19 protein-coding genes are annotated in these 22017 nt (G+C 33.7%); 6 read left to right on the top strand and 13 right to left on the bottom strand.

Annotation, left to right across the window (positions count from 1 at the left end):
* Positions 1-78: 78 nt before the first annotated feature.
* Positions 79-1296 (bottom strand): MDR family MFS transporter, encoded by a 1218-nt coding sequence (locus BMZ76_RS11140; protein ID WP_091206239.1) that lies wholly within the window; start codon positions 1294-1296, stop codon positions 79-81.
* 96 nt (positions 1297-1392) lie between these two features.
* Here BMZ76_RS11140 and BMZ76_RS11145 point away from each other — a divergent pair, with 96 nt between their 5' ends.
* The 5 genes from BMZ76_RS11145 (at position 1393) to BMZ76_RS11165 (ending at position 5063) form a co-directional block, all read left to right on the top strand.
* Positions 1393-1995, top strand: a complete 603-nt coding sequence (locus BMZ76_RS11145) for a DUF1684 domain-containing protein (RefSeq protein ID WP_091206242.1) — start codon at positions 1393-1395, stop codon at positions 1993-1995.
* Complete coding sequence (locus BMZ76_RS11150; RefSeq protein WP_091206246.1) at positions 1995-2648, top strand: TatD family hydrolase; 654 nt, start codon at positions 1995-1997, stop codon at positions 2646-2648. Before BMZ76_RS11145 ends, BMZ76_RS11150 begins: the two co-directional genes overlap by 1 nt.
* A 68-nt stretch (positions 2649-2716) precedes the next feature.
* A complete protein-coding gene (locus BMZ76_RS11155) occupies positions 2717-3430 on the top strand; it encodes a tRNA threonylcarbamoyladenosine dehydratase (RefSeq protein WP_091206250.1) in 714 nt (237 codons plus the stop codon).
* A 62-nt stretch (positions 3431-3492) separates the two neighbouring features.
* Positions 3493-4167 carry an HAD family hydrolase gene (locus tag BMZ76_RS11160; RefSeq protein WP_091206254.1) on the top strand — a complete coding sequence of 225 codons (675 nt, stop codon included), beginning with the start codon at positions 3493-3495 and terminating at the stop codon, positions 4165-4167.
* 50 nt (positions 4168-4217) lie between these two features.
* Entirely contained in the window at positions 4218-5063 is an 846-nt protein-coding gene (locus tag BMZ76_RS11165) for a DUF2911 domain-containing protein (protein ID WP_091206257.1), read from the top strand.
* A gap of 355 nt (positions 5064-5418) precedes the next feature.
* Here the strand turns inward: BMZ76_RS11165 and BMZ76_RS11170 are convergent, their stop codons facing one another.
* The 12 genes from BMZ76_RS11170 to BMZ76_RS11225 form a co-directional block, all read right to left on the bottom strand.
* Entirely contained in the window at positions 5419-7143 is a 1725-nt protein-coding gene (locus BMZ76_RS11170) for a sodium:solute symporter family protein (RefSeq protein ID WP_091206261.1), read from the bottom strand.
* 122 nt (positions 7144-7265) lie between these two features.
* A complete protein-coding gene (locus BMZ76_RS11175) occupies positions 7266-9797 on the bottom strand; it encodes a PIG-L family deacetylase (protein WP_091206265.1) in 2532 nt (843 codons plus the stop codon).
* A 158-nt stretch (positions 9798-9955) separates the two neighbouring features.
* On the bottom strand, positions 9956-10513 hold the full coding sequence (locus tag BMZ76_RS11180) for a hypothetical protein (RefSeq protein WP_091206270.1): 558 nt from the start codon (positions 10511-10513) through the stop codon (positions 9956-9958).
* Between the two features lie 180 nt (positions 10514-10693).
* A complete protein-coding gene (locus BMZ76_RS11185; protein WP_091206274.1) occupies positions 10694-11200 on the bottom strand; it encodes a hypothetical protein in 507 nt (168 codons plus the stop codon).
* 174 nt (positions 11201-11374) lie between these two features.
* Entirely contained in the window at positions 11375-11692 is a 318-nt protein-coding gene (locus BMZ76_RS11190; protein ID WP_091206277.1) for a hypothetical protein, read from the bottom strand.
* A gap of 189 nt (positions 11693-11881) precedes the next feature.
* Entirely contained in the window at positions 11882-13555 is a 1674-nt protein-coding gene (locus BMZ76_RS11195; RefSeq protein WP_317615069.1) for a BamA/TamA family outer membrane protein, read from the bottom strand.
* Positions 13556-13816: 261 nt separating this feature from the next.
* Positions 13817-15016 (bottom strand): AI-2E family transporter, encoded by a 1200-nt coding sequence (locus BMZ76_RS11200; protein WP_091206284.1) that lies wholly within the window; start codon positions 15014-15016, stop codon positions 13817-13819.
* 165 nt (positions 15017-15181) lie between these two features.
* Entirely contained in the window at positions 15182-15718 is a 537-nt protein-coding gene (locus BMZ76_RS11205; protein WP_396230409.1) for a mechanosensitive ion channel domain-containing protein, read from the bottom strand.
* A 7-nt stretch (positions 15719-15725) separates the two neighbouring features.
* Positions 15726-16310: a Maf-like protein gene (locus tag BMZ76_RS11210; RefSeq protein WP_091206287.1), complete on the bottom strand. Its 585-nt coding sequence runs from the start codon at positions 16308-16310 to the stop codon at positions 15726-15728.
* Positions 16303-17172, bottom strand: coding sequence for a geranylgeranylglycerol-phosphate geranylgeranyltransferase (locus BMZ76_RS11215; RefSeq protein ID WP_244281801.1), 870 nt, complete (start codon positions 17170-17172; stop codon positions 16303-16305). The genes BMZ76_RS11210 and BMZ76_RS11215 overlap by 8 nt, the downstream gene beginning before the upstream one ends.
* A gap of 95 nt (positions 17173-17267) precedes the next feature.
* A complete protein-coding gene (locus BMZ76_RS11220; protein WP_091206293.1) occupies positions 17268-17795 on the bottom strand; it encodes a KdsC family phosphatase in 528 nt (175 codons plus the stop codon).
* Entirely contained in the window at positions 17779-18552 is a 774-nt protein-coding gene (locus BMZ76_RS11225) for a Rossmann-like and DUF2520 domain-containing protein (protein ID WP_091206298.1), read from the bottom strand. The genes BMZ76_RS11220 and BMZ76_RS11225 overlap by 17 nt, the downstream gene beginning before the upstream one ends.
* Positions 18553-18751: 199 nt before the next feature.
* Here BMZ76_RS11225 and ccsA point away from each other — a divergent pair, with 199 nt between their 5' ends.
* Positions 18752-21958, top strand: a complete 3207-nt coding sequence (ccsA, locus tag BMZ76_RS11230; protein WP_091206301.1) for a cytochrome c biogenesis protein CcsA — start codon at positions 18752-18754, stop codon at positions 21956-21958.
* The last annotated feature ends 59 nt before the right edge of the window (positions 21959-22017 follow it).

Here is a 22017-nt window from a genome sequence, read left to right on the forward strand (position 1 = left end):
GATAAAAGGGGCAGTTTAAGCATCTAGTTAGTTTGCCCCTTTTAGGAATGGGGTCACGCCCAAAGAGTGATAATGGAATTAATTTTGTTCTTTTTGAACAAGTTTTTGCAACCAAATGCAACCTGCTACAGAAAGTATCCCTAAACTACCCATGACAAACCAGTTTGCCTGATAGCCAAATGTAGCAATGATTTGCAGACCAGTTTTAGAACTCGCAATATGTGCCAAACTGAAACTCATCGTAAACAAGGCCATGTAGCGGCCTTCATGCCCTTTTGGTGCTCGACTTAACGCAAAAGAGTTGGAAAAAGGGAAGATGAACATTTCGCCAAAAGTGATAAAAACAATGCTGAAAATCAGTATTCCAGCCCACATATTGATCATTAAAACATAGAAACTTAGGGACATCAGCAGCGAACCCCAAAGTATAATTTTGAGCTTATTGATATCTTTTCTTTGGCTAAAACTGACTATTGGCATTTCCAAAAAGAAAATCAACAGTCCATTTAAGGATAATAAAAGTCCGCTTTGAAACTCCGTCAGCCCAAATTTTTCATTGTGATATAAGGGTAAAGTCGTAAAAAGTTGAAAGAAAAGCATCGCCGTTATAAAACAGATAAAGAGAAAAATCCAGAATATTTTGTCTTTAAAAACGGAAGCAGGTATTTCGGTTTCGTTATTTGCGGTGTTTAAATCGGCAGGTTTTTTACGTTCTTTTACCAATAAGGTGAAAATTAAAATAGATACAATGCAAGAGGTTCCATCTACCCAAAATAATCCGCTGTAGCCTAAATTCATGATAATCAAACCTCCCAAAGCCGGTCCCGCAGTAAATCCTAAATTTACTGCTAATCGAACCAAAGTCAGTGCTCTGGTGCGATTTTCAGGTTTGGCGTATGTCGCGAGCGAGACAAACATTGCGGGACGAAACATATCAGCAACGGTCATAATAACAAACATTCCAATACATAATCCGTAGAAAGTTCGGATGTATTGTACAAAAAACAACATAATTCCGCTGGTGAACAAACTGAAAACCATGATTTTATAAAAACCTATTTTATCAGATAATTTGCCTCCGAGCCAAGAACCCAGCATAGAACCAAAACCAAAAGCAACCATAATCCATCCCACTTGTGCGTAGGAAAAATTCAAATCTTCTTTCAAATACTTGGACAAAAACGGCAAAACCATTGTACCGGCACGATTGATAAAAGTGATTAGTGTAAGAATCCAAATTTCTCTGGTAAAGCCTTTGAAATTATTTATGTAACGTTTAAAAGCAGTTTGGATCATATACTAAGTTATAATTTTGCAAAGGTAGAAAACTTTGTATTGATGCGGCTTTGTGTCCTAGTAACTTTTAAACTATTTTTGTATAAAAATAGAAACATGCGGACACTATTTACTTTAATTCTTTTATTGCAATTCTATTTTGGCTTTGGCCAAGAACAGTTTGATGTTTCGGCTGTAGCCAAATTCCAAAAGGAATTGAACGCAGAATATGCTGATGCAAAGACAAGTCCATTGACTGCAGAAGATTTAGCGGTTTTCAAAACGCTTGATTTTTATCCTGCAAACGAAACTTTTTTTGTGGTGGCAAAATTGGTAAGAATCCAGAAAGAAAAACCTTTTGAGATGGAAACTTCAACGGACAGAAAACCTTTGTATGTAAAATATGGTGAACTTTACTTTACAATTAACGGTCGAGATTTTAAACTGAATGTGTACAAGAATATTGAACTTTCAAAAAAGAAGGAATATAAAGACTATTTATTTCTGCCGTTTTCTGATTTGACTTCAGGTGCCAAAAGTTACATCGGCGGAAAGTATATTGATTTAAGAATCCCGAAAGGAGATACGATTGTGATTGATTTTAATAGATCTTACAATCCGTATTGCGCTTATAATTACAAGTATTCTTGTCCAAAAGTCCCGCTGGAAAATGATTTAGATATCGAGATAAAAGCTGGAGTCAAAAAGTTTCACGACTAATGGAATTCTTTAATCTGCATACGCACAAATGGACTAATCAATCTAATGTGTTGGAAATAGTGAATCAATATCCTCAGGAATTTGATGCAACGATTCCGTATTATTCCATCGGAATTCATCCGTGGTTTATTGTTAAAGAACGAATAGAATCTGACTTGGCGATAATCGAAAGTAAAATACAAGAGGCAAATTGTCTCGCTGTTGGCGAGTGCGGATTGGACAAGCGCATAGAAACTCCAATGGAATTGCAACAAATGGTTTTCGAAAAGCAATTGCTTTTGGCACAAAAACATCAAAAAGTAGTAGTGATACATTGCGTCGCGGCTTTTCAGGAATTAATTGCACTTAAGAAAAAATTGAATATTTCAGTTCCAATGCTAATTCATGGATTCTCAAAAAATGCACAACTTGCCAAACAATTAGTGGACAATGGATTTTATATTTCGTTTGGAAAATATTTATTGCTGAATAAGGAATTAGAAGCTGTTTTTAAAAGCGTTCCCAATTATCGATTCTTTCTAGAGACGGATACGGTGGATGAAGGAATTGAAGCAGTTTATGGATTGGCAGCAAAATACAAAGGAATTTCCGTTAAAGAAATACAGGAAATAGTGAATAATAATCTTAATAAAGTCTTTGATTTAAAATTTTGATTTTAGAATAACGATTTCTGATTTCAGATTTTTCAGAGCAGCAAATTATAAACAACAAACAAAAAATAATGGCAGAGTGGACAGAAAGAGCCGAACTTTTATTTAAAAAAGAAGGTTTAGATAATTTAAAAAATGCAAATGTATTGGTTGTAGGATTGGGTGGTGTTGGTTCTTTTGCGGCTGAATTTTTGGCGAGAGCAGGAGTAGGAAATATGACTATTGTAGATGGTGACGTAGTTGACATTACTAATGTAAACCGACAATTACCTGCTTTACATTCTACTGTGGGACATCCCAAAATTACCGTTGTTGGGGATCGATTAATGGACATCAATCCAGAGTTGAAATTGACTCGCGTGCAAGAATTTCTTTCGCCGGAGCGCGCTTTCGAAATTGTTTCAGAGGAGTTTGATTATGTTTTGGATTGCATCGACAGTGTCACTCCTAAGTTAAATTTAATTATTGGCGCCAAGCGAAAAAGAGTAAAAATCATCAGCAGTATGGGCGCGGGCGGTAAAATGGAAGCTTCTAAAGTGAAAGTAACGGATATTACCAATACAGTGAATTGTTTCTTTGCTAAAACCATCCGGAGACGATTGAAAGAATTTAAAATTGATAAATTGAAAGTGGTTTTTTCTTCTGAAATTCAAGATGAGACGAGTTTAAAAATGACCGACGGGTCCAATTTTAAAAAGTCATTTTACGGAACAAACAGTTACATGCCGGGATTATTTGGTTTGTACGCTGCAGAAACCGTGATTCGTTATTTGGTAAAGAAATAGTATTCATTTTTTAGCCTCCGTCTTAGATATTAAAACTCATAATTCATAATTTATAATTTCAAATGATACAAACCGTAATTTTTGACATGGATGGCGTAATTGTCGACACTGAACCCGTACACCGTTATGCTTATTTCAAACAATTTAATGAATTAAATATTACTGTTACGGAGGAAATGTACACCTCATTTACTGGTTTTTCGACTCGAAATACTTTTCAGAAATTGAAAGAGGTTTTCGTAATTGAACACGAAGTTGAAGATTTGATTCAAAGAAAACGCAACATTTTTAATGAAGCTTTTGACAGTAAGGCTGATTTGGAATTACTGGAAGGTGTTGAAAGTTTTATTAAAGAATTGCATCAAAACGGAATGCAGTTGATTCTGGCTTCTTCGGCTTCCAAAGTTACTATTGAGCGAGTGTTTAACCGGTTTAAATTGCATGACTATTTTACGCATGTTGTAAGCGGAGAAGATTTTCCAAAATCGAAACCACATCCTGCTATTTTTGAACATGCCGCTAGTTTGTCAATTGCTTCAAAAGAAAGCTGTATTGTCATTGAAGACAGTACGAATGGAATAAAAGCGGCGAAAGCTGCCGGGATTTTTTGTGTGGGTTACAACAGTATTCATTCTGAAGCGCAAGATTTATCGGAAGCTGATGTTGTGATTAATCATTTTAACGAATTGGGTTTTGAAATGCTTAAGGATATTCAGTCTAAATTAAGAAATAATTAACAATAGAAAGCCACTGAATTTGTAAATTTGGAAATATAAAAATTTAAAACATGAAAAAAATAATCATTGTATTTGCCATTATTATAGCAAATTTCACCGTCGAGGCACAAGTTAAAACACCTCAATCAAGTCCGAAATCTACCATCATGCAAGCAGTAGGTTTGACAGATGTAGAAATTAATTATTCAAGACCAAGTGCAAGAGGAAGAGCCGTATTTGGTAATTTAATTCCTTTTGGAAAAGTGTGGAGAACAGGAGCGAATGAAAACACAACCGTATCTTTTAGCGACGATGTGATTATTGATGGTAAAACTTTGAAAAAAGGAAAATATTCGTTGTACACGATTCCAAAAATAGAAAGCTGGGAAATAATTTTTTATAAAACTACTGATAACTGGGGTAATCCTGAAGAGTGGAAAGAAGAAAATGTAGCACTTAGAGCAACTGTTAAGCCAGAAACTTTAAATAAAAGTGTGGAAACATTTACTATTGGAATTAATGGTTTAGATAACAATTTTGCCTTTTTAGAAATATACTGGGAGAACTCGTATGCAGCGTTAAAATTTGAAGTGCCTACACAACAAAAAGCAACAGCTAATATTGAGAAAGCATTAGCCGGACCAGCTGCTGCAGATTATTTTTCTGCCGCTCAATTTTTATTTCAATCAAATGGCGATAATGCAAAAGCTTTGGTTTATGTAAATAAAGCATTGGACATGACTAAAGACAAACCGTTTTGGTATAACAGATTGAAGTCATTGATTCAAGCCAAACTTGGAGATAAAAAAGGAGCAATCGAAACTGCGAAATTATCTCTTGCGGCGGCTGAAATGGCTAAAAACCAAGATTACGTAAAAATGAATAAAGACAGTATCGCGGAGTGGAGTAAGAACTAATTATATAAACTCTTTTACAAAAAAACCCCGTTTCAAATAGATGAAACGGGATTTTTTTTGTTTAAAAAATAAGCAATTATCATTTTAAATGTAGCGCCTAATACCATTTTACTTTTGTAATTACCTTGATAAACAACCGCGCGGTTTATCATTTTGAAGAAAGGGAAATCTCCTTACGTTATTTAGATTGTGTGATTCTTTCTTCGTCGGAATTACAATATTACCAATAAATATTCCAGTATTTTTAAAAATAAAAGGATACTATCAATATGATTTGCAAATCTTAAGTTAATAGATTTTAGAAACTAAAACACAATCATTTAGTTCAGAAATGAAAGAGGGACAGTACTTTTATTTAAGCAGTAATCGCTCTCTGTTTTCTGAAAATCGTCCATTGTAATAACAACGAAATTACTATCGTTAACATTGCTCCGATGAAATTAAGCCATAAATACCCAAGTTTTTCTTCACCGCTTGGAAAAATGTAAATAGCGTAATAGTAAATGATAAAAATAGTAAGTTGACTGACAACAGCACTGTAAAATATAGCTTTAGATTGAACTTTGTGTATGTAAAAACCAACCAGGAAAATTCCCAATACGGTTCCGTAAAATATAGATCCAATGATGTTTACCAATTGGATTAAATTTTCAAACAGCGTCCCGATGCAGGCAAAAAGTATCGCAATAATACCCCATAATAAGGTAAAGAATTTGGTAGCATAAAGGTAATGTCTTTCTGATTTTTCCTCTTTGACATTTCGTTTGTAAATATCAATTGCAGTAGTGGATGCCAATGCATTCAGTCCGGAAGCGGTAGATGACATTGCTGCTGAAATGATGACAGCCAGCAGTAATCCTATAAGTCCTTTGGGTAAATAGTTAAGAATAAAGTGAAAAAACACATAATCTTTGTCATTCGTTTCGCTATTGCTATCAGCTTTCACAATTATTTCTTTGGCTCGATCTCTTAAATCTTTTTCTTTATTTGACAAAGCCACTAATTCTTTTCGAAGGATTGGATTGTCATAATCTTGATTGAGCTGATCGATGTACAACAGATTAATCACTTTTTTATCCTCCGATAAATCGTCTAGTTTTTTCTCCAAAGCATTATACTCGCCTTTGTAAGCCGATTTTTCAATCATGGCTTTGTTATTTGGATTAAAATTTAACGGTACAGGATTGAATTGAAAAAAAACAAAAACCATTACTCCGGTAAGTAAAATAAAGAACTGCATCGGTACTTTTAAAAGTCCGTTCATAATCAGTCCCATTTGACTTTCCCGAACAGATCTTCCTGATAAATAACGTCCTACCTGAGATTGATCCGTTCCAAAATAAGCCAGAGCAAGGAAAAAACCGCCTGTGATTCCGCTCCAAAAAGTATATTTTTCTTCCGGGTCAAAAGAGAAATTGACAATGTTCATTTTGTCATTCGCGCCGGCAATATGCAGCGCGCTGGTAAATGTCATATCATTTGGTAAATAATGCAATATCAGAAAGAATGTGATAAACATTCCGGACATAATAACAAACATTTGCTGTTTTTGAGTAACGTTCACTGCTTTTGTGCCGCCCGAAAAAGTATAAATGATAACCAACATTCCAATAATAATATTCATGTAAGTGAGATTCCAACCCAGTAGTGCCGATAATATAATCGCTGGCGCATAAATGGTCAATCCTGTTCCTAAACCTCTTTGGAACAAGAAAAGAATGGCTGCAAGGGAACGAGTTTTTAAATCAAATCTTTTTTCGAGGTATTCATAAGCAGTGTAAACTTTGTATTTGTGATATAGAGGTATAAAGGTGACACAAATTACCACCATTGCAATAGGCAGTCCAAAGTAGAATTGTACAAATCCCATTCCGTCATGATATGCTTGTCCCGGAGTGGAAAGAAACGTAATTGCACTCGCTTGGGTCGCCATCACGGAGAGTCCCACGACGTGCCAAGGTGTTTCGTTACTTCCCAGAATAAAGTCTTCTACATTTTTACTTCCTTTGGTTTTCCAAGCACCGTAAATTACAATGAACAGTAATGTCACTATGAGTATAATCCAATCAAATAATTGCATAATCTAAGAGTATAATTTCATGATGAGACAAAAGATCAAGATGTAAATAGCATTGGCCACAAGCACCCAAGTGTAGTTCTTTTTCCAGGTTTTTATTTTTTTTGTTTCCATTTTTGGTAGCGTTAGTGCTTAATATTTTGTGCAGGAATAGTTTCGGATGATTTCAATGAGATAATATTTGAAATTAATTTATAGGCACCGATAACGCCTTCAGGTAATTCTCTAAAAAAGCTTAAACCTGTATAAATGTAGTGGCCTTTTCCGTATGGAGCTATCAGTAAAGCACCATTTTTTGGCGTCTCTCCTTTATCATTTGAAGATAGAATAGGAGTGAAGGCTTTGTCGTATTCACTTGGATAATACAAACCTTGCTCTTGTTTCCAATCTTGAAAATCTTCAGAGGTAATCTTATTTGGGAAATTTAAAACCGGATGGTTTGCTGCCAAAAATCGGACTTCGGCATCTTCTTCCGTTACACGATCGCGGGACAGTTTTAACGGATAAGGTGCGATATTATCGGTTACAAGATCACCGGCAGTATTGTATTGAACGAGCATTATTTTTCCACCTTTTACAAAATCAAAAAGAATGTTTTGCTTGTTTGCTAGCGCTGCAACGGTGTTGTAAGCACGAACACCAGTTATGACAACATCAAAATTTTCTAATTTTTCAGGTGTTATTTCTTCAGGTTTAAGTAGCGTAACAGTATAGCCTAGTTGAGTCAGGCTACTAGGAACTTCATCTCCGGCACCCATAATGTATGCGATTTTTTCACCATTTGTTTTTAAATCCGTTTTAATGCATTTGGCTTCAGCCGATTTTAAAACTTGCTGTTTAGTGATGTGATCGTAATTAATGATGATTTGCTCTTTGTCAAATCGTTTATTATCAATAATTGCAACACTTTTTGCTATTGCCTCTTCGGATTTGTTTGGCGCCGTTACTTCAAAATAGACAATTTGTTCGGTTCCCTTTTTTTGGATATTAAAAGGAATTGATTTTGGAGAAACACTCCAGTTCTGAGGCAGTTCAAGCTGCAAATTTCCTTTTACGGCATCTTTCCCAGCTTTAATTTTTACGCCTACGTATTTAATTTTGGTGTCTTTAAAAAGCAGTACTTTGTCAATTATTGAAGTGGTAACTTCAGGCACAATATCTAGATAATTATACACTTCGCCTTTTACATCATCATTGTATTTATAAACAACAGTTCGCTCAAATGGGATTTCTATTCCGGTGATTTGAACGTTAAATACCACTTTAGTTTCCCTAATAATATCTGGAATTCCTATATTTTGTTGCTGATTTACAGCATACATTCCCACGGTTCCATTTTCTTTTAACCAATACGGTTGTGTGTAGTTAATTGATTCGGGCAATTTCAAATCCAAGTTTATATTGTTTAGAATATTGTTTTTTAAATCCCGATTTTGAGGTGCAGTAATTTGATTTGGCAGATCGGTCACACTCGTTAATTGAATGGGTACGGAGCTTCTGTTAATGGCTTCGAGCTTCAGTTTAATAATGCTTCCGGGAGTGGCTTCCTGATTTTGAGCTACGGCTTCAAGATACAAACCCGAACAGGCTGCTATAATTTCTTTTATGGATGAAGATTTCAATGGTGCCCAATGATTTTCATCCAAAGCTTTCATCATAGTGTAGGCTTTCGCCAAATTTGGAATACTTGCCGCAGGATTATTATGGTCGAATTCAGCTTTGATGGTTGTCAATAATTCTCCGATTGCTTTTCCTCCTTTTACGCGGTTCCAAGAGGTATCGATTCCTTCAAATAATGATTTTTTATCTATTGTAGCACTTCCATTTATAAACTCTAAATATTCTGTTTCTTCGCCACGTGCACCAGTGCTGCCAAAACCTTGCGATTGATGACGGCTGCGACTTAATGCTGCTATTTCTTGATTTGATTTTCCCAATCCGGAATAATATACTCCAGTTTCTATTGCAATTAGGTTCTTTTTATCAGCGGCATTAAATTTTTCGATAGTTCCATAAAACCACCAAGAAGTATTGAAAAACTGACGCTTGGTTTGCCAAGGTTTTACGAATTGCAATTGTTCTGGAAAAATTGTTGGATTGTTGGCAAGTTTGAAACTTTCGACACTCAACATTGCCGACGAAGTGTGATGACCATGTGTAGTTCCTGGAGATCGATGATCAAACCGATTGACAATTACATCGGGTTGAAATTTTCGGATGACCCAAATAACGTCAGCCAATACTTTCTCTTTATCCCAAATTTCTAAGGTTTCTGTTGGATTTTTGGAAAACCCAAAATCATTGGCACGGGAAAAGAATTGTTCTCCACCATCAATTTTTCGGGCTTCGATAAGTTCTTGTGTTCGTATTACCCCCAATAATTCCCGTAGTTGCGTTCCTATTAAGTTTTGGCCACCATCACCGCGTGTCAACGATAAATAGCCTGTTCTTGCTTTTTGTTCATTGGATAAATAAGAAATTAATCGGGTATTTTCATCATCTGGGTGCGCTGCTATATAAAGTACAGAACCTAGAAAATTAAGCTTTTCAATTTGATAATAAATTTCAACGGAATTTAATTTTTGTGGTTGTTGCGCAGTTGTAATTTGAAAACAAACCAGAATTACTGTAATGACTAAACTGAGTTTTTTTTGCATTCTTTTAAATTTAATTTGCAATAGCTTCAAATGTAGGAATTAAATATTTTTTTCTGAAATTTTTTTAGTTTTCTTTAAAGAATAATAGTTCGATTAAACAAAAAAGAGAGAAAACTAATTGTAGTTTTCTCTCTTTATTTTTGACAATATTTTAAGGTTTAATCTCTATCGTCTCCACGTCCATGTCCACGTCCATGTTTATAATTCTTATTTTTTTTATGATCATTATTTTCTCTGTAATCATCATTTTCTCTATGACTGCTATACTGTCTCCGGTTGTCATATTGTTTACGGTTATCATATTGTCTGTTATTCACATAAATTCTGCGATCGTTATTATACCCTATATTTCTTTGTTCTCTGCCATGGTATCCTCTATAATATTTGGTTTTATGATTTTTAAAGTTGTTATAAGGTCTAGAACCATGGTAATCATTTAATACTACTTTGTATCCATTGTATAGATCATAGTCTCTGTATTGATTAGGTAACTGTCTGGAACGAATCCATCTTCCACCACCAAAATAAATAAATTGTGTGGCTCTAATATCATAGTAGGATTCAACATCAGGTAAGTAATAATAGTCTACGTTCGAATATCCTACTGGACCCCAAGATGGAGCTGTTCCTATATTTACATTTACTGAAACTTGCGCTTGTATTGTACTGGAGGCAAAAAGGATAATTCCAATGGCGATTAATTTTAGTGTTCTCATCTTTTTAAATTTAATTGTAATTATTTATTGGGACTCTTTTTATTTTCTATTTGTAGTTTGGCAACAACTGTGCCAACGTAAAATAATTAACTTTTTTTTAAGATTTGATTCCTATATTATTTTCCCAAAAAAAAAAGAACCTCGCTTTGAGGTTCTTTTTTTTAGCAGGTTATGCACGTATTAGTTCTTGTCGTTACCATGTCCTTTATTTCCTTTTCCATGACCATCGTTTCCTTTTCCTTTGTTGTCATTATCATTTCCTTTGTTTCCATGGTTATATGAAGCTTTACGAACCACAACTTTTCTGGTGCCTATTGTTTTTTGTGGACTACCTTTATACCCTTTGAAATATTTAACTTTATGATTCTTAAAGTTACTATATGGTTTTGAACCATGATAATCATTCAATACTACTTTATAGCCATTGTATAAATCATAGTTTCTGTATTGGGTAGGTAAATTTCTGGAACGTATCCATCGTCCATCACCTAAATAAATAAATTGCCTGGCTTTTATATCATAATAAGACTGAACATCTGGCAAATAATAATAATCTACTGCGGAGTATCCTGCAGGACCCCATGATGGAGGACTTCCTAAATTTACATTTACTGAAACTTGTGCCTGCATCATATTGGTTGATGCCAAAAGGATTATAGCTACGGCGATTAATTTTAATGTCTTCATCTTTTTTAATTTTAATTAATAATCTTTTTATAAGTACTATTTAAGTCACGATTTTCTTTATCAAAGCCAAGAACTGTGCCAAGCTTAAATAATAGGGTTTGTATTGAATGTAGATTGTATAAAAAAAGGAAACGATTGACCGTTTCCTGATTTTTATTTTTAATTTTTATTGGCTTATAACAAAAGAATCAATAAAAGAATAACGATAATAATAGCTCCAACAGATAAATAAACACCATTTCCTGTAGATTTTAATTCTGCTTTGATAGCACGAACTTCTTTACGTAATTCTTTTTTCTCTGTTGAAGTCAATTCAGACTTGTCCATTGCTTTTATTTCGTTTAGACGATTAAGCAATACTTTAACTTCAGCAGGAACTTCTTTTGGGGTACTTGAAACCGAAGTTGGAGTTTTTTCAGCAGCCAACATTTGCGTAGGAACAATACTCAATGACAATACCATCATCATTAAATAAAAGGTAACTTTTTTCATTTCTTTTGGTTTTAATTAAAAATTTATATTTGATAAAAGTAAAAAATAATACGCTACAAAAACTTACACTATTAACGTAATTAATTATATAATTTACGTAAACTTCATTGAGGTGTAATTTGTATTTTTTTTAAAATTAGCATTTTTAAGATTTTGATTGCTTGTAATTGTACTGCTGATTTAGTTTTTTTACTTGTAAATTACAGTTCTTGGTTTTGCTAATTCAAAATCCTGAAAGCCAAAATCTGTTGTCTCAAATGCATTCGATTTGAAAATGTGTTCGCCATTTCCGGGAATGGTAGGATAATAGGAAAGGGAAACTTGGAAAGAACTAAAGACTAAATAATCATTGTTTATGATGAACCCAATCCCAATTTTAGAATACGCTTTGCTTTCCGTCAAGCTTTTTTTTGAATTCCCAAGTAAAGCAATTGAATAATTAAAAAAAGGATTCAAACGAAATCCCCAAAAATCCCATGGAGCGTAGGCTTGGGTTTGCAAAGTCATTAAAGCTTTTTTGGTCCCATATTCTGCCATAGTGAAACCATCGAGACCATAATTCTCATTAATTGAAAGTTGATCTCCAATTGCATCCATGCGGTTTGATCCAATAACTAATTGTGGTTTAACAAACTGTCGTAATTTCCATTTTCCAAGAGTTAACAGATTGGTGAAATAATTAGCCTGAAAAGAAAAAGCCGTCTGTTTGGTAGTGGCTTTTTCAAAAAAAGTTCCCACTTCCAAATTAGCACTTAAAAAACCATATTTGTAAAAATTCCCGAAGGAGGCGCGACCACCCAAATAATATCGTCCAGAACTGTTTTTATATTGGTAGCCGGTTGTTATTCCGTAATTTCTTCCAATGGGAACATCCTCAATAATTCCGTTTTTGAAAATAAAGCGGTCTCTTATAAATTTACGTGATGAAATACCAATTCCAACTAAAGCGAGTTTTTCATTCGAATAAAAATCATCGAGATCATATTCAAAAACGGGACTTTCTTGGTATTTAATATGTAAAAACCGTCCTGTTGCAACAAGATTTGTCGTTCTTTCACTTTCAGTATTACCTTTGAAAATTCTAAAAGCACGTCCAAGCCAAAAATCGTGTGTATTGAATTTGAAATTCTGATAGGCAAAAACTAAATTGGTGTCGGGTAGGGTGTCTTTTCTGAATTGTTGATCGACATAAACTCCACCAGCCCATTTTGTCAAAGGAGAATAAAAAGGGCGATCAACAGCGATGCTTTTTCCATAATAACCGTCTAAATCAATTTGGTAAGTGACTTTGGTATTTATAAAGGTATTTTTTATATTAGGAATAGTGTAAGCAACTGCGTAGGCACTTTTTCCGTCACTGAATCTATTTCTTATTTTATTTTCAAATTGATGTCCTAAACCTAAAAAATTACGGTCGTTCAATCCAAAACTAATTCTTGAACTTGAAATTGATCCTCGTGGAACCAAACTCCAAGAATCTAAAACTCGGATAGCAATATCTACAGAATCAGGGCTATTTGTAATTAATTTAGGTACAATATCAACCCGATTTATAAATCTTTGCGCTCGTATTAAACGCTCCGATTCTTTCACTAATAAAGAATTAAACGGTTTATTTTTTTTGATTAGCAATAAATTTCTTATTGTCAGTGGATTGGTTTTAATATGGATTTTATTCCCATTTCTTTCCGCCCAATTTTTAGGCTTTTTTAAAGTGTCAATTTCAGAATACCCAAAAGGATCGAGTGTAAGAATAGTAATGTTTCTTATAATTTTGCCTTCAAAACCGCTGTAATTTTTTTGGACTTCTTTTGTTATTTCGTATTTTATCAATGGCGATTTAAAAAATAATTTATGTATCAATCGGGTAAATTTATTCTTTTTGGAATAATTTTTAATAGTAGAATAAACTTTGGTTGAATCTTTTCCAGTCTCTATTTCTTGCCCATAAGAAATATGAGAACAACAAATGAACACAAGAAACAATACCAGTTTTATTTTTTTATACATTGTCAAAGAATCTACTGTAAAAGAGTAAGAAAATCTCAAGAAAACGTCTTAATGATTGCGTAAAGATTTAAAGATATTCAGCATTATAAACTGATTTGGTTAATGGTTACCCATTTATTTATCAGTTTGATTGGAGGCATTTTCAGTAGTCGTTTCGGTAAAAACCGGAACAACAACATCAGCTTTGATTATCATCTTTTCCGATGGTGCTTCAGAATCAAACAACGGTAATTTAATTTTACGCCAAGTGTAGGTTTTAGGTAAATGATCGCCCATTAAATAACCCCAAGGCTCCAATGATTCTACTCGGTCAAAAATCACTTTGAGAACAGCAAGTATCGGAAGTGCTAAAAACATTCCTGAAATTCCGGCAATTGCTCCGCCAATAATGATTCCTACAATTGATATAAATGCATTTATTTCAACTTTAGAACTTACAATCAAAGGAACAATCAAATTATTATCAATTAGCTGAACGACGATCGTAATTACAATTACACCCACAATTATTGATAAATCAGGTGAACCGGTTAATGAAGCTACGATACTTAAAACACCGGCAAAAAGAATTCCTATGTAAGGAATTAGATTTAGAATTCCTGTAATGATTCCCAATAAAATGGCGTATTTCATACCAATAAGCATAAATCCGAGCGTTGTCATTACTGAAATTAAAATCATTTCGATAATCAAACCTACAATGTAACTGTTGATTGCTACTCTTACATTTGTTAAAATACTTTTTAACTGTTCGTGATTTTCTTTTTTGACTAGTTTAGATAAAAACAGTAAAAAATGAGTTCTGTACAAAAGAATTAAAAAAGTATAAATTGGAATTAAAGTTAAATTTATTAAAGTATCCGTAAATGACATTAGGGTAGTTCCAATAATTTCTTTCCCTTTTTCCATCGAATCTTGAGTAGCAGTATCCATGTACTGCTTTTGTTCTCTTGAACTTAAATGAAAATTATCTCTCACAAAAAACTGAATATTCCTAAGATGAATATTTATATTTCTTTCTATTTTATCAAAATCATCTGCAAAATCACTGATTTGAAAGGATAGAAACACAAAAAGACCTATGAAAATTAAAACAAATAGTATCACGGCAATCATTACTGCCAGAACATGTGGAAAACGAAGTTTTGATTTGAAAAACTGAACAATGGGAAACAACAAAATGGCAAATAAAAACGACATCATTACAGGAATCAATATGTCTTGACCAATATAAAAAATAAAGATAATAGCAATTAAACCCAACAAAGTCAAGGATAATTTAGCATAAAATGGAAATTTTAAGATGTCATTCATTTCTTTTTTGTTTTGTATTTTAAACTAATTATTATTCAACTGTCAAATATGCGGTAATAAAAAAATTAAAGTTTTACATATTTTTCAGCAATAGTTATATAATTGTCACGTCCCAATTGATAGATTTATTATTGAAAATAACATTAGCATTCATAAAGTTATAAATTAATCTACGAATTCTCTATTTTCAAAATGATTTTTTAGAACGGATATTCCCTTTTGCAATAACAAATTATTGGGATAAATAATTTTTTCCCCATCAATCGTTTTCAAGAAAACATGAAAAGCACCAATATCTTCAATTTCGGCTTCAATTGGAAAATCTTTATCGTGAATTTTTATAACGTCACCAATTTTAAAAGGAAAAGAAAAAAACAAAATAATACCGGAAGTAATATTACTCAAAATAGACCATTGGGCAAACATGGCAACTCCTACAACGGTTGTAATTGAAGAAAGAGCAATAAAAATATCTTTAGTCTGTACTCCCCAAATTATTATTAAAGCAACAATTACTAGTATATGAATAAATAAATGAATGTATTTGATGACTAAATTGGTTCTGTGCTCCAGCGTTTGGTTTGATTTTGCGTAGCGACGCACCAGTTTTGTTGAAATTATCCGCAATATAATCAGCAGAATCCCTAAAACTCCGGTGGCAATTAATTCTCTGGTGTATTCGTGTACTAATGAGATTTCCATAAAATGACTACGCTAAATTATTCAAATATTCGTACACTTTATCCGTTGGCATTCCCATCACATTAGCATAAGAACCTTCAATTTTTGAAACACCTATGAAACCAATCCATTCCTGAATGCCATACGAACCCGCTTTATCATACGGTTTGTAATTTTCTAAATAATATCGAATGGATTCCTCGCTTAATTCATTAAAAGTGACTTTTGTTATTTCGTGTAAAATTTCGACTTTTTCATTGGTTTTAAAGCAAACGGAAGTGATTACTTCATGAGTAGCATTCGATAATGATTTTAAGATTTCAAAAGCATCTTGTTCGTCTTTTGGTTTACCCAAAGCTTTGTCATTGTGCCAGACAATGGTGTCGCTGGTAATCAGAATTTCATTCGGATTTAATTCTCCTTCATAAGCGCTGGCTTTAAGTTCAGCCAAATAATTAGTGATTTCATGAGCTTTTAATTCCGGAGGATAAATTTCTTCGATTTCTTTCAATCGAATTTCAAAATCTAAGTCTAAATCTTTGAAAAATTGTTGGCGTCTGGGTGAACCCGAAGCCAGAATTAAAAGGTATTTTTTTAATTTATTTCTAAGCATTATATTTCATATTTAAACTGATAACAACAATGGACAGGATTCCAAAAAGCAGAATCCATTTTAAAAGTACACTCAAAATGTGCAACTCTTTTTTCGATGTAGCCGACCACATTTTTACAGTAAAAAAAATCAGAGGACCTACAACAAAAAGCAATAGATATACTGTAACGAATAGTAATTCGAACAAGTATTTATTAGTGTAAAATAAAATAAAAAAAAGTGGAATAAAACTCAATCCAAAGACTATTTTTCCAGTTCTGGATTTTCCTATTGCAATGGGTAAGGTGTTCATTCCTTGGTTGTAATCACCATCTGTATCTTCAATATCTTTTACAATTTCCCGAAGCAGATTAATCATGAAAGCAAAAATAGCGTAATCTAATAATATAGAAAAAAACAATCCCATTTGCTGCTGATTGTATATTCCTGTCGCAGGATATAAATCAAAAATACCAATGAGAATTACACTAAAGGAAAGCAACAATGCAACAATAATATTACCAACGAGCATCATTTGTTTCAGACTTGTGGCATACAAATAAAGTGTCGCCGCAATCAGAATAAAAATAGATGCAAAACCCGGTTTGGCTATAACATTTGATAAATAGAAACCAATCGCCACGCCCGTTGCAGTAAGTCCAATGTATAAATTATAGGCTTGCGTTTCCGAAATGCTTTTGCCTATAACAACGGTATTGGGTTTGTTGATTGCATCCGTGTTTTGATCAAAAATATTATTAATGATATATCCACCACCAGCAATCAAAACGGTTGATAAAACTAATAAGCCATATTGCCAATCCGCTAATGCCAGAGGAATTTTTTGAATTTTAAAAAATCCGTACCTAAAAATAAGCTGCATAAAAGCGAGCAATAGCAGGTTTTGGTATCGGATGAGTTTTAGAAATGGAACCACAGATTTTATTTGAAATTTATAATTTAAGATTTAAAATACTACTAATCGTGTTTCCCGTCAAAATAAGCCATCCATTTTCCTTGTGCTTTCATAACTTGCTCTATTACGTCTCTCACAGCGCCTTTTCCACCATTTTTATGTGAAATATAGCTACAAATGGCTTTGATTTCTGGACTTGAGTCTTGAGGACAAGTTGGTAATCCTACTAATTTCATTACATGATAATCAGGAATATCATCGCCCATGTACAAAACATGTTCTGGATTTATTTGGTAAACATCCGTATATTCATCAAAGGTTTCCACTTTATCGGGTGTGCCCAAATAAATATCTGTGATACCAAGATTTCGAAGTCTGACCCGAACACCTTCATTACTTCCGCCCGAAATAATGCACACCTTATAACCGCTTTCAACAGCAGCTTTCATCGCATAACCATCGCGAATGTTCATCGTACGCAAAATTTCTCCTTCATTGGTTACAAAAACAGAGCTATCGGTTAGTACGCCATCGACATCAAAAATAAAAGTAGTGATATCGTTCATTATTTCTTTATAACTTTTTGCCATTCTTTAATATTGATTGTGTTAGTGTTTTATAAATATTCAAATGATTCGCCTGTGATAAAAAAGCTTCATGTGCTTCAATAGTTGCAGTGTCATTTCGTTTTGCAGGACCAGTTTGCGCTTCTTCGGGAGAAAGTATCATTATTTTATTAGCGGTTTCAGCGATTAAAGGCTTCAGAATTTCGAAAGGAACCTGATGTTCCTGGCAAATTTCCTGACCTATTTGGTACAAATGATTCGTGAAATTATTGACAAAAACCGCCGATACATGCAAGGCTTTTCGTTGTTCTGAATTTATTGCGAAAACTTTTTCAGAAATTGATTTGGCTACTTTATCCAATAATTGATAATCAAAAGCATTTTCACTTTCTAAACAAATTGGGATTATTTTGAAATCTACAGGTTTGTTTTTGGTAAAGGTTTGCAAAGGATAAAAAACCCCTTTACGATTGTTTTCATTCAAAACATTCAACGAAACACTCCCTGAAGTATGCACCACCAAACGATTTTTAAACGGAAGTTGTGAAGAAAGCGCTGCAATCACATCATCCGATACACAAATAATATATAAATCAGCCTCCGCCAAAGTATCTAAATCATTTGTAATCTGTTTCAAATCGATCAGGTAGGAAACACTTTCTGTTTGTCTGGAATAAACTTGAACCAGCTCAATTTCCGACCCCTGAATTTTAGCATTTTGAAAAGCGGCAATCAAATGTTGCGCTACGTTACCGGAACCAATAATTACTACTTTGACCATGGGACAAAATTAGCAAAAAAATATTAAGAGTTTTGTTCGAAATTTACGCGGGTGAAAAATTGAATTTAGCCCTAAAAAGAGCCTTTTCAGGGTTTGTAAATCATTCTTAATTTTGGTTTAAATTAACAAATGTCAGAATATAAAAGTCAACATTTTTAAGTACTTTTGTGACACTTTTACAAAACATAATCCCATAAAAATGGATAAAAAAATATTCTCTTTTTTGTTTTCTACACGATTAATGGCCTTTTTATTTATTTCTTATGCCGTTGCCATGGCTACCGGAACTTTTATCGAAAGTAAATACAACACCGATACCGCAAAAATTTTAATTTACAATGCCTGGTGGTTTGAAGCCATTCACGTATTTTTCGTTATCAATTTCATTGGAAATATCAAGCGTTATCAACTCTTAAAGAAAGAAAAATGGGCTACATTATTGCTTCACTTATCTTTTATCTTTATTATTGCGGGTGCTTTTGTAACGCGTTACATCAGTTATGAAGGGATGATGCCCATCCGAGAAGGCGCTTCGGAAAATCAGATATTTTCAGATAAAACCTTTCTGACTGTTTTTGTAGACGGTGAATTTAAAGGTGAAATGAAACGCAGGGTTTTTGAAAAACAAGTATTGCTTTCTCCGGCAACAAATAATGATTTTAGCATTTCAGGAAAGTTTGCCGATACTCCATTTGAAGTAGAATATGAAAATTTTATCATGGGAGCTAAAGAATACATCAAACCAGATCGTACAGGTACTTTGTTTTTGAAAATTGTAGAAGCTGGAGATGGCGGGCGTCACGAGCATTTCTTGAAAGATGGCGAAGTACAAAACATTCACAACGTATTATTTTCCTTAAATAAATTTACAGATGGTGCGATAAACATCAATACTACCGGAACTGCTTATACAATCCAAACACCTTTTGAAGGTAATTTTATGAGAATGGCGGATAAATTAGAGGGTAAAGTAACTAAGGATAATGCGCAACCATTAATGATGCGTTCATTATATAGCATTGGCGAAATGCGATTTGTATTTCCAGATCCCGCGGTAAAAGGAATTGTTGATTATGAATCGGATAATGATTTTAAAGCTAAAAGCCAAGAGGATGCAATTACTGTAAAAGTTATGGCCGAAGGGAAACAACAAACGGTGACCGTTTTAGGTTCCAAAGGTAAAGTTGGAGAAGCTAAAACAGTTAAAATTGGAAAAATTGATTATACTTTTTTTTATGGAAGTAAAGCGTATGTATTGCCTTTTAAGATAAAGTTGAATGATTTTATCGCACAGAAATATCCGGGAACGGAGAAAAGTTATTCTTCGTTTGAAAGTAAGGTGACTGTGGAGGACAAAGAACCTTTTGATGCCAGAATTTATATGAATAATGTTTTGGATCATGATGGATATCGCTTTTTTCAATCCGGTTTCGATCCTGACGAAAAGGGAACCATATTATCTGTAAACCACGATTTCTGGGGAACTGCAATTACGTACAGCGGTTATTTCATGCTTTATTTTGCAATGATGGCGATTATGTTTACTAAATATTCCCGTTTTGCGGATATTAAACGCAAACTGGAAGTGGTTAAAACTAAGAAAGCTAAATTATTAACTATTTTAATATTGCTGTTCAGTTTCAATAGCTTTGCACAAGAACAGGAACACAATCACGCGGATCACGAAGGACATGCGCATACGGAAGCCGAAGCTGCACCAGCAACTCATGCGAATCACACCAAAAAAGTACTCAGTCAGGATGAACTGAATGCTTTAATCACTAAATATAAAGTTCCTGAAGCGAATGCAGCTAAATTTGGTAAACTGGTAATTCAAGATGGTGGCGGTAGGATGAAACCGATTAATACGTTTTCATCAGAATTATTGCGAAAAGTAAGTCATGATGATTCTTATAACGGAATGAATTCTGATCAGGTATTTTTGTCCATGACACAATATGCGAGTTATTGGATTGAAATTCCAATTATCTATATTAAACCGGAAAACGATAGTATCCGAAAAATTATTGGTATCGATAAAAAAGCAAAATACGCTCCTTTTGTCGCTTTTTTTGATGAAAAAGGGAATTATAAATTGTCTCCTTATTTAGAGGGTGCTTTCAAGACTGCCAATCCGAATAGTTTTGAAAAAGGTTTTATCGAAACTGATAAAAAAGTAAATCTGATGGAATCGGCGCTTAGCGGACGAATATTGAAGATTTTCCCAATTCCGGATGATAAAAATAACAAATGGGTTTCTTATTTAGAACTTAATGAAGCAGGTTTCAAAGGAATGGAAGCGACCTATACTAAAAATGTATTGCCTTTGTATTTTGGTTCTTTGGCAAACGCTTCAACATCTAATGATTACAAAACTGCCGATGAGCTGCTGGAAAGCATGAATGGTTTCCAAAAACGATTTGGTAGCAAAGTAAGACCAAGTGAAGAAAAAATAACGACAGAGATATTGTATAATAAGTATGATGTTTTTCAAAAATTACCGTTCTGGTATATATTAGCGGCTATTTTGATGTTGTTTTTGACTATTTTACAGATCTTTAAAGAGCGCAAAATATTAGCTAGAGCAGTAAATATTATGCATTTTATTATAGGATTATTATTTATAGTGCATACAGTTGGCTTAATTGCTCGTTGGTATATTTCCGGGCACGCACCTTGGAGTAATGCGTACGAATCAATCATATATATTGCTTGGGCAACGATGTTTTTCGGTTTGGCTTTTGACAGAAAATCAAAACTTACTGTGGCTTCATCAGCATTCGTAACCGCAATGATTCTATGGGCTGCTTATCAAAACTGGATTGACCCGGAAATTGCAAATCTGCAACCGGTACTAAATTCGTATTGGCTAATGATTCACGTGGCGGTTATTGTGGCAAGTTATGGACCGTTTGCATTAGGAATGATTTTAGGAGCAGTTTCATTATTACTGATTTTGTTTACCAATGAAAAAAACAAAGCCAAAATGGATTTGAATATTCAGGAAATCACTTATATAAACGAATTAGCGTTAACAGTCGGTTTAATTATGTTGACTATCGGAAACTTCCTTGGAGGACAATGGGCTAATGAAAGTTGGGGACGTTATTGGGGATGGGATCCAAAAGAAACTTGGGCCTTAATCAGTATTATGGTTTATGCATTTGTAATTCATGCTCGATTTGTACCTTCTTTACGTGGAAAATGGATATTCAATTTGATGAGTATGTTTGCTTTTATATCCATTCTGTTTACGTATTATGGTGTAAATTTTCACTTAGTTGGATTACATTCTTACGCTAGTGGCGAAGCACATTCTTTAAGTTGGATATGGTATTCATTAGGGGTAATAACTTTATTTGGAGCTATTTCATATCCAAAATATAAGAAGTATTATAAGAAATAATATTTTTTTGATTGCTATGAAAAAAGGTTCAACTTTACGGTTGAACCTTTTTTGTTTTA

It is taken from the genome of Flavobacterium xueshanense, from assembly GCF_900112975.1.
GTDB classification, from domain to species: Bacteria; Bacteroidota; Bacteroidia; order Flavobacteriales; family Flavobacteriaceae; genus Flavobacterium; species Flavobacterium xueshanense.